The organism is Sphingomonas sp. FG14, from assembly GCF_057809675.1.
This window is the reverse complement of record NZ_JBMDKK010000015.1, coordinates 106,808-115,218: the sequence shown is the minus strand read 5'-3', so window position 1 is coordinate 115,218 and position 8,411 is coordinate 106,808. Positions and strand designations below refer to the sequence as shown.

General features: G+C 66.0%; 9 protein-coding genes. 6 read left to right on the top strand and 3 right to left on the bottom strand.

The genetic code is table 11. The features are described from left to right. Window positions 1–126 precede the first annotated feature (126 nt). Window positions 127–537, top strand: coding sequence for a hypothetical protein (locus ACODTA_RS24915; RefSeq protein WP_489069740.1), 411 nt, complete (start codon window positions 127–129; stop codon window positions 535–537). A 105-nt stretch (window positions 538–642) separates the two neighbouring features. Here ACODTA_RS24915 and ACODTA_RS24910 read toward each other — a convergent pair whose 3' ends face one another. Both ACODTA_RS24910 and ACODTA_RS24905 read right to left on the bottom strand, forming a co-directional pair. Further along, window positions 643–2,412: a tetratricopeptide repeat protein gene (locus ACODTA_RS24910; RefSeq protein WP_489069738.1), complete on the bottom strand. Its 1,770-nt coding sequence runs from the start codon at window positions 2,410–2,412 to the stop codon at window positions 643–645. A gap of 106 nt (window positions 2,413–2,518) precedes the next feature. Then, a complete protein-coding gene (locus ACODTA_RS24905; protein ID WP_489069736.1) occupies window positions 2,519–3,802 on the bottom strand; it encodes a serpin family protein in 1,284 nt (427 codons plus the stop codon). A gap of 308 nt (window positions 3,803–4,110) precedes the next feature. Here ACODTA_RS24905 and ACODTA_RS24900 point away from each other — a divergent pair, with 308 nt between their 5' ends. Together ACODTA_RS24900 and ACODTA_RS24895 are read left to right on the top strand one after the other, a co-directional pair. Then, a complete protein-coding gene (locus ACODTA_RS24900; RefSeq protein ID WP_489069734.1) occupies window positions 4,111–4,332 on the top strand; it encodes a hypothetical protein in 222 nt (73 codons plus the stop codon). Continuing rightward, window positions 4,329–5,612, top strand: a complete 1,284-nt coding sequence (locus ACODTA_RS24895; RefSeq protein ID WP_489069732.1) for a hypothetical protein — start codon at window positions 4,329–4,331, stop codon at window positions 5,610–5,612. Before ACODTA_RS24900 ends, ACODTA_RS24895 begins: the two co-directional genes overlap by 4 nt. A gap of 83 nt (window positions 5,613–5,695) precedes the next feature. Here ACODTA_RS24895 and ACODTA_RS24890 read toward each other — a convergent pair whose 3' ends face one another. Then, a complete protein-coding gene (locus ACODTA_RS24890; protein ID WP_489069730.1) occupies window positions 5,696–6,304 on the bottom strand; it encodes an NIF family HAD-type phosphatase in 609 nt (202 codons plus the stop codon). Between the two features lie 113 nt (window positions 6,305–6,417). On the opposite strand from ACODTA_RS24890, the gene ACODTA_RS24885 reads away from it, so the two are divergent. From ACODTA_RS24885 to ACODTA_RS24875, 3 genes are all read left to right on the top strand, one after another. Then, on the top strand, window positions 6,418–7,275 hold the full coding sequence (locus tag ACODTA_RS24885) for a hypothetical protein (protein WP_489069728.1): 858 nt from the start codon (window positions 6,418–6,420) through the stop codon (window positions 7,273–7,275). Between the two features lie 166 nt (window positions 7,276–7,441). Then, on the top strand, window positions 7,442–7,750 hold the full coding sequence (locus tag ACODTA_RS24880) for a hypothetical protein (RefSeq protein WP_489069726.1): 309 nt from the start codon (window positions 7,442–7,444) through the stop codon (window positions 7,748–7,750). Window positions 7,751–7,850: 100 nt separating this feature from the next. Next, window positions 7,851–8,408 (top strand): hypothetical protein, encoded by a 558-nt coding sequence (locus ACODTA_RS24875; RefSeq protein WP_489069724.1) that lies wholly within the window; start codon window positions 7,851–7,853, stop codon window positions 8,406–8,408. Window positions 8,409–8,411: the final 3 nt, after the last annotated feature.

The following is an 8,411-nucleotide window of genomic DNA, read 5'->3' as shown; positions in this document are numbered from 1 at the left end:
CCTTGCGGAGCCTGAATCAGATCGCGACGCTCACATCAATGGGTCCTGACCCTAGAAGGCACATACACAGAACTACTTAAAGATCGCTATGAAGGAACCCGACTGCAGCGTGAACAATTGCGCCGCATGACATCACAACTCATCGGGAAGTATATTGGAGCCATTAGCATAAACACAGACCTATCATCGAACAAAGCAGTTGTTTTTAATGACGACTGGGAATCAGAGGTTCGCATCCTCAAGCAAATTACTCGAGACTACATAATCAGCAATCCAACGCTTTCTGCACAGCAACATGGACAAAAGCGCATAGTCACAGACTTATTCGAAGCTCTTTGGAAAGGGTACGACGATGAAGTTGGCTATCCAGACTTTACTCCAATTAGGTTGCGATATCTTGCAGATGTGAAAGGAACATCCAAAGCACGCTTTGTAGCCGATTGCATCGCCAGCCTGTCGGAATCAGAGGCGGTCGGACTCCACGCCCGACTCTGCGGCGCTGTCACAGGATCAGTATTAGATCCTATCGTACGCTAACTTAATTGAAAAATGGGAAAGCATTGGCACAATAGATCAGCTACTTTAACGTATCTGGGTCAGATCCAAGCCAAATTTGCTCTCCTATATACCTACATCTCCCCCTCACAGCCGCTCCATCCGCAACCACCGCCGGTCCCCCAGCCATGCCTTCGCCAGCGCCTGCCGCGCCGCCGCCGCTTCAGGGGCGTGGCCCTGCGCGGCTTCGGCGCGCATCAGGCCGTAGAGCGCCCAGCCATTATTGGGCGATTGCGCCAGCGCGGCGCGGAAGGCCTGCGCCGCATCGCCATGGCGCCCGTCCTGGAACAGCGCGGCCCCCAGTGACTGGCTGACCGGATAATACCAATAGGGCGGCTCCTGATAGGGAACCCGCGCCTCCATCGCGATCGCGCGGGTATAGTGGTCCGCCGCCTCGCGGTGGCGCCCGTTCGCGGCGGCGAAGCGGCCGCGCGCCACGCTTTCCGCCAGCGCCAGCAGGTCGGGCGCGGGCACGCCCTGCGCGATCATGTCGGCAAAGGCGCCGGATGCCTTCAGCGCCGCCATCGCCGCCAGCTCGCGGTCGAACCCCGCCTTGTCGCGGAGCTGCGCATAGGCGGTCGCGCGCGCATAGTGCCGCATCGCCACGGCATAGGGCAGGCGCGGGTCCGGCGCGGGCGCGGCCAGGATCGCCTTTGGCTGCGCAAACTGGGCGAGCGCGAAATAGGGCGCCGCGTCGATCGCCTGGATCCACGCGATCCGCGCCGATGTCTCGGGATCGAGCACGGTGCGCAGCCGCCGCGCCTCGCGGATGGCGGTGCCCATGTCCCCCGCCAGTTGGGCGGCGGCGACGATGAAATGGATATTGTGCGGATAATAGCCGTAGCGCACCAGCCCGCGATCGTCGGTATCGCGGATGAACGCCTCGTCCGCGCGCGCCGCCGCCACGTTCACGCGGATCGAATCCGCATGGCGCCCGCGCAATGCATAGATATGGCCCGGCATATGGACGAGGTGGCCGGCGCTGGGCGCCAGCGGCGTGGCCAGCCGGTCCGCCGCCGCCTCCGCCCGTTTCGGGTCGCTCGCCTCCAGCAGATGGATATAGAGATGCGCCGCCTGCGCATGATCGGGCGTGCGCGCCACCACGGCCTCCACCAGGCGCACCGCCTCTCCGCTCCGCCCGATCGGCGTGCGCTTGTCCGCCTCCCAGTAATTCCACGGCGTCGTGTTCATCGCCGCTTCCGCCGCCAGCACCGCGATGTCGTCATCGCCGGGAAAGCGGCGCGCGACGGCGATCATCGCATCGGCATAGGCGGCGTCCAGCGCCGCGCGGTCCGCCGCCGCGTCGCGCGAATAGCGCAGCGCCACCGCCTCGATCAGCGCCCGTTCGCGCGGGGTTGCGCGATCGCGCAGCGCCATCGCCCGGTCCATCGCGGCCAGCGCGGCGGGCCGGTCGCGATCGTCCATCGGCGCGTTGATATTGGGGCCAAGCGCCACCGCCTCTCCCCACCAGCACATCGCGCAGCTGGGGTCGATCCGCTGCCCCTCGCGGAACGATCGCACCGCGCCGGCATGGTTGAAACCATAGGTCAGCAGCAGCCCCTGGCTGAAATAGAGCTGCGCCTTCGGATCACGCGTCGTCACGCGGAACGGCGAACGGGTGAGATCGGGATAAAGCGCGATGGGCTTCGCCCGGCTCGCGGGCGCCGCCACCGCCGCCGCGATCAGCAGTTCGCGCGAAAGCGCCTCGCCCATCCTGCGCGAACCGCAGATCAGTTCCGCCAGCCGGCCGGGATCGAGCGCCGCCAGCGTCGCGGGCGAAATGCGCGGCGCGACGGAAACGCTCGCGAGCATCACCCCCGCCCCGCCGATCGCGCAGACTTTCCAGAACCGCCCCATACACGTGCCCCCTTAAGCGATGCGATGAGCCAAACCGGCCGGCGAGGCTAACATGAGTCCCGGAGCGCAACAAACCGGGCGCGCGCGCCACGCCCCGCCGGATGCCTCAGCCCGGCGGCGCGGGCGCCACATGGCGGCCGATGAACAGGATCGCCCCCGTCCACCCGTCATGAAGCAGGAAGAGGAAGGGTTTGTCGGCGCGGAAGACGACGGGCTTCGGAGGCCGCATCGCTTTCGCCGTGACATACACATCCTCGGCGACGGCGGTCGCCGCCGCCGCCTCGGATCCCATCTCGTCGACATCAAGGAAGGTCTGGTGGATGATCTTCGTGATCTGGAGATTCGCTGCCTTGGCGTCTCCGCCCGCATCGGGTTCCCGGGTGATGCCCGAAAAGTCGCTGGAGTCCCCGAACGGGATGTTCGCTCCCAGCGTCGTCAGGGTCGGCACCAGATCCTCCCGACATTCCAGATGCATCTTCGGCAGCGAGAGCACGGTTTCGCGTGGTTCCGCGGCGGCGAGATCGCCAATCCAGCGGGCCAGCCCGTCGGCGGTCAGCTTGCGTTCGAAGCGCGTCAATGCCGATGGGGACTTGGGCATCAGCACGATCAGCGATACGGCGCCATGCGCATAGGGAAGCCGGATCGCCTGTACCCCGTCGCGTTCCAGCACCCGAAAACTGGCCTTCTGGTGCATCAGCGATACCGGCGCCTTCTTGCCGTCCAGCCGGGTGAAGGGCTCGATCTTCGTCGCGCCCGTGCCGAATTCGGCCGCCCACCGTCCCTTCCAGTAAATGGTGTTCACCAGCGTGGCGCGCGTCCGGTCGTTCACATCGTTTGGCTGGAGGAGATCGCGGATCCGATCGTTGGTGCTGGCCGCGACCCACTGGTTGATCGTCTGGCGCGCGCGCTCCGTGTCCGCGCGATAATCCACCCGCCGCACGCCCGCGCGCGCATGCGCCGTGACATCGGCCAGATAGTCGGGCAGCAGCGGTACCCCCTCCTGGATCCACAGCGCGTTGGACAGGCGCAGCTCGCCCCCGTCGCCCGACACGTCCAGCGCATCCAGAACCGGCGCGCTCGCCACGAGATGGTCGAGCGGCGGCGAGGAATAATGGAACACCGCGCGCAATTCGTCGGCGGTGGCGCCCTTCGCCCCGCGATAGGCGAGGCCAACGGCGGTCGAGACGCTGGCCGGCGAGAGGAAGATATTCTCCGACGGCACCACCGACGCCTTGTAGAGATCGAGCGTGAACCGGTTCATGTCGGCGACAACCCGTACCCCCGCCGCACCGACCCTCGCCGCCGCGTCATCCGCCGGTTGCGCGAGCGCCCCGCCCCCGAACGCGGCCAGTTGCAACGCTGCCACAACATGTATGAACCTGATCTTCATCGTGTACGCCCCCGATATCGATGCCATCGATCAATAAAGACGCAGCCTTAACGCGATCTTCCCGAATCGATCGCGTGAATTGTCCGTGATATTATTTCCTCTCCATCGATAATGTCCGGATGAAGACCGGAACATTGGCCATTCTGGTCGCTATCAATCCGGAAAGACGCGGAAATACGCTGCCGGACAGCCATCCGTATTTGATCCGAACCGGATCAATCTCCCGACGATCCCGGCGCATCGATGCACTATGGTTAACGCAGGGAAATCGCCGCGGCACGAAGCGGCGCGCCTGTGGGGGGTGCATCATGTTCGGTGTGGTGCTGAAAGCGAACTGGAGCGAGGATCCCGTGACGGTCAACCTGACCGACACGGCCGATAATTTTCCGGACGGAATGCCGCTCGATCCCGATGCCGTCGCCGATACATGGGCGAAGGCGGGGATCGTTTCGGTGCGTGATTTCCGCGTCCGCAGCACGCGGACGGGGCGCCTGCGCGACGCCCATGTCGTGAAGGAGGTGCAGCCATGAAGCGCGCACCGCTCCTGCCGCTCGCGGCGCTGCTGTCGCTCACCGCCTGCGTCCATGCCGAGGACCGCCGCTGGGAAAGCATGGCGACGGGCGCGCCAAGCGATGGCGATCGCCCCACCGTGACCGTCTATGCCTTCGATCCGCCAAAGCCCGGCGGCGCGAAGACCAGCGTGCGCGATCTCGATGGCGAGGGGCAGGCCGCGCTGATCGAGGCGATCGCCGCCGATCCGGACAAGGCGGCCGCGCTGCGCAAGGCGGTCGCCGCGCCGCTGGAGGGCGAAGGCGGCGGCGGCAGGGTCGATCGCTCGCGCCTCGCCCGCACCATCGTCATCTCGGTCGCCAAGGGGGAGGAAAGCCAGCCGGGAGACCGGCTGATGCGCACGGTGGTCACGCTCACCCCGCGCCCCACCGGTGGCGAGGCCCCGCTCCCCTTCGAATTCGCCGGCTACAGCATCGTCGCCACCGATACCAAGGTGCAGAGCATCGCCAAGCTCGAAACCGGCAGCTCGGCCTCGCTCTCCGCCAGCATCGCGCCGTCGCTCGGCCCGCTCGGCGATGGCGAACTGGGCGGCGAACTGGGGCGCACGCACAAGACCAGCGCCGACATCGCCCAGCAATATGAGAATCTCGGCGTGGATATCACGCCCGGCCTCATGTCGATCACGCGGGAAAGCGAACGCGGCCTGGATGTCGTCGGCAACACGCTCGTCGCGCTGACGCTCGCGGCCCCGGCCGATGCGGACGGCCGCCACAGCGCCTTTCTCGCGGGCACGCTCAAGCTGTACGACAAGGGAAAGCGGCTCACCGCCGTCGACGCCACGGTCGAAGCGCAGCCCTTCAACTATCTCGCGCGCTGCGATCTGGAGGTGGACGTGACGCTGCGGTACCAGCTTCGCCGGATCATCGGCGGGCGCGAATATTATACCGAGGGCAAACAGGCGGTCGAGATCGTCACCGAAACGGTGAACCTGCCGCCGCAGACGCTGGTCCGCGCCGCCGATGCGCAGGGCTCGCTGTTCCAGATCCTCGACGAACGCGGCTCGGCGCTGCTGGCGGCGATGCCGGGCAGCGAGAAGCGGCGCCTGCTGCTCGACAGTTTCGACGATGCCAAAAGGCTGGCGAACTGGCTCTCGGCCGAAGGCGCCGCGACGGTGGGGGAAGCCGGCACCCTGCTCTCCTTCGGCGCCGCGCCCCCGCGCAAGGGCGCGGCTCTCCGCGCCTCCTTCTATTCGGTCGACTGCGCGGCGCCCAAAAGGGAACGGCTCGAAAGGGTGAAGTGATCCCCACCGCCGCTTGATGGCGCGGCGGCGGGCGCTTCTCGCTCAATCGTATCGCGCGACCATCGACATCGTCACCGCCCGCTCTACCCGGCCGATGCCCCCTCCACCGTCACCTGTTCGCGCCAGCGGCGCTTCTCGATCCGCCGCACATTGGCCTCGTCCTTCAGCGTGGACAGATAGGATGAAAGCAGCCGCAGCTCGGCATCGGACTCATCGCCCTCATAAGGGCGCGGATAGACGGCGTTCCCGAAATTCCTCGCGCATTTCTCGGGCGTGTCGTCGACGATCAGCACCCGTTCGAGCCGCCAGCCCATCCGCCTGACTTTCGACAGCGGCTTCAGATAATGCATGTGATCCCAGGGATCGAGCATATAGCCGCTGCCATCGTTCGCCATGCGGCGCAGCGTCGCCCGGCTCCGTCCCCAGACGAACTGGAGATCGAAGGCGTCGCCGAACAGATGCCCGACCACCGCCACCACATAGGGGTCCGAGGCCGAGGACCAGACCGCGAGGTCGAAATCGCGGCGCACGGCCTCGAGAAATTCAGCGAGATGCGGCCGGCGATAGACGTGATAGCCATAGACCTGGAAATCGGACGCCCGATCCAGCGCCGTTTCGGTGGCATGGATCAGCGTTTCATCCAGATCGAGGATGAGCAGGGTTCGCTCCGTGCCACGTGGTCGCCGTTCCATCCGGCCAGCATAGCCGCTTCCATCTCCTGCGCCACGTCCATGTGACAGGCGACGATGCGCTCCTTTTAAGGCATGATGCCCGCGCGATAACATCCAGGGGGAGCACCGTCGGCATGAGGAACGCGGGCGTGCGCCATCCGGGGCGCAATGCGGTCATTTGCGGGGTGGTCGCGCTGGGCGGCATCGTCGCCGTCGCGCTGGGCGCGTACGAGATGCAGACGCTCGGCCATGAAACCGGGCGCAGCGCGGCGTCCATCAGCCTCGGCCTGCTCGCCGCGATCCTCGGCACAGCGCTCTTCGCCAATTTCCTGTGGGCGGTCCGCATCGTCCGCGCGATGCGGAGCGGGCGGACCGCGATCGCGCGCTGGATGGTGCCGGCGGATCAGGTGGAACGCTATCGCGAAATCGACGGCCGCTTCGCCGAACGCGGGGTGGAGAACGACTATCGCCTGCCCCGCGCGATCCCGGTGGATGGGCTGGAGGTGATCTTCTCCGAAGACGGCGTGCTGATCGGCGGCAGCTATTTCGGGCTGGCGACCACGGGGATGACGCGCTTCCAGCGCGTCGCCTCCATCGCCTCCGATCCGCCGATGATCGAATTCGGCACGGCGATGACGGTCGCGCGCAATCCCGGCCGCTTCACCCTCCAGACCGTCCGGGGCACCCTGCGCGTCCCCGTCTCGCGCGAAGCCGCGCGGCAGGCGGACAAGATCGTCCGCCAATTTCAGGACGTGATCGAACGGCGCGTAATCGTGAAGCCCAATTTCTGGACCGTCCGCATCCGCGGCGGCCTGATCGTCCTGGTCGTCTGCTCGCTGCTCGCGCTCACCGGCTTCGCGCTGGCGGGCAGGAACCAGCAACTGGGCAACATCCCCCTGTTCCTCGCCGTCGCCGGCACCATCTTCGCCATCGGCGGCGCGATCATGGCGCTGCTCGGCTGGGCGCTCCGCCGCAGGCAGATGGAGGAGTGAATTTGGACGCACCATGGGCCGATAGCGCTTAAAGACCAAGATCATGGGATCGATCGGCGCACCATCGGCAAATGCGACATAGACCCCGGCTTGTATTTCCCTGCCAGTCGGCGCTAAAAATCCAGTCCGGATCCGTACCGATCCTCTCTCGGCACTGGGAGCATGCATGAAACGTCTTGCCGCGATCGCCATGCTGATCTTCTCGACAGCGCCCGTGCTGGCGCAGACCGTCACCTGCCGGGCGGGCAGCTTCGGGGTCACGCGGTGCAGCAACGGCACGACCTATCGCACCGACAGCTTCGGCAACACGCACAGCAGCGACGGCACGACCTACCGCACGGATGGCTTTGGCAACATACGCGGCAGCGACGGCACCATCTATCGCAAGGACAGTTTCGGCAACACGCGCGGCAGCGACGGCACGACCTGCCGAACCGACAGCTTCGGCAACATACGCTGTTCCCGGCAGCGCTGAACGGGCCGGCTCGCCAGCCGCGATTCTCCCACGGATATCGCGCGCCCTTCACCTCGCCACGCGGCGGGCGGCATCACGCCTTTCATGGAACGGAAAACGCATGACCCGGTTCGCCGTGATGATGATGGTGGTGGTGGCGGCTTCAGCCGCGACGGTGCACGCCGCGCCGCCGCCCCAGCCGCCAAGGGAGAATGCGGAGGCCGCCCGGCAGTTATCCGAGGTGATCGTACGCGACCTCGATTTCCGGCAATACGCCAGCCAGGCGGTGCACGCCCTTGCATGGGAGCTGGCCAGCGCCAGCACCGGATATAGCCCCCATGCGCATGCGAAGGGGCCCGGCAAGCTGACGGAAAAGCGCCGTGCCCGGCTCGTCGCCTATTTCTCGAAGAGGATCGAGGGATCATCGCACGAACACGACGCCCGGCGCTCCGGTTATTGCGTGGTGGGTGAATTGATATGGAGCGATCCGGAACATCTGCGCCAGATCGGCGCATTCCTGGAAACGCCCGCCGGAAAAACGCTCCGCGACCGGCTCATTTCCTTCTCCGCGCCACAATGCGCCCGGGAGACACTGGCCAACCGGGTATCGATCCGGGATGAGGGCGCATGGCGCGCCATCGGCGTCAAACCGCCCAAATGGCCGCCGCAAATTCCCTGATCC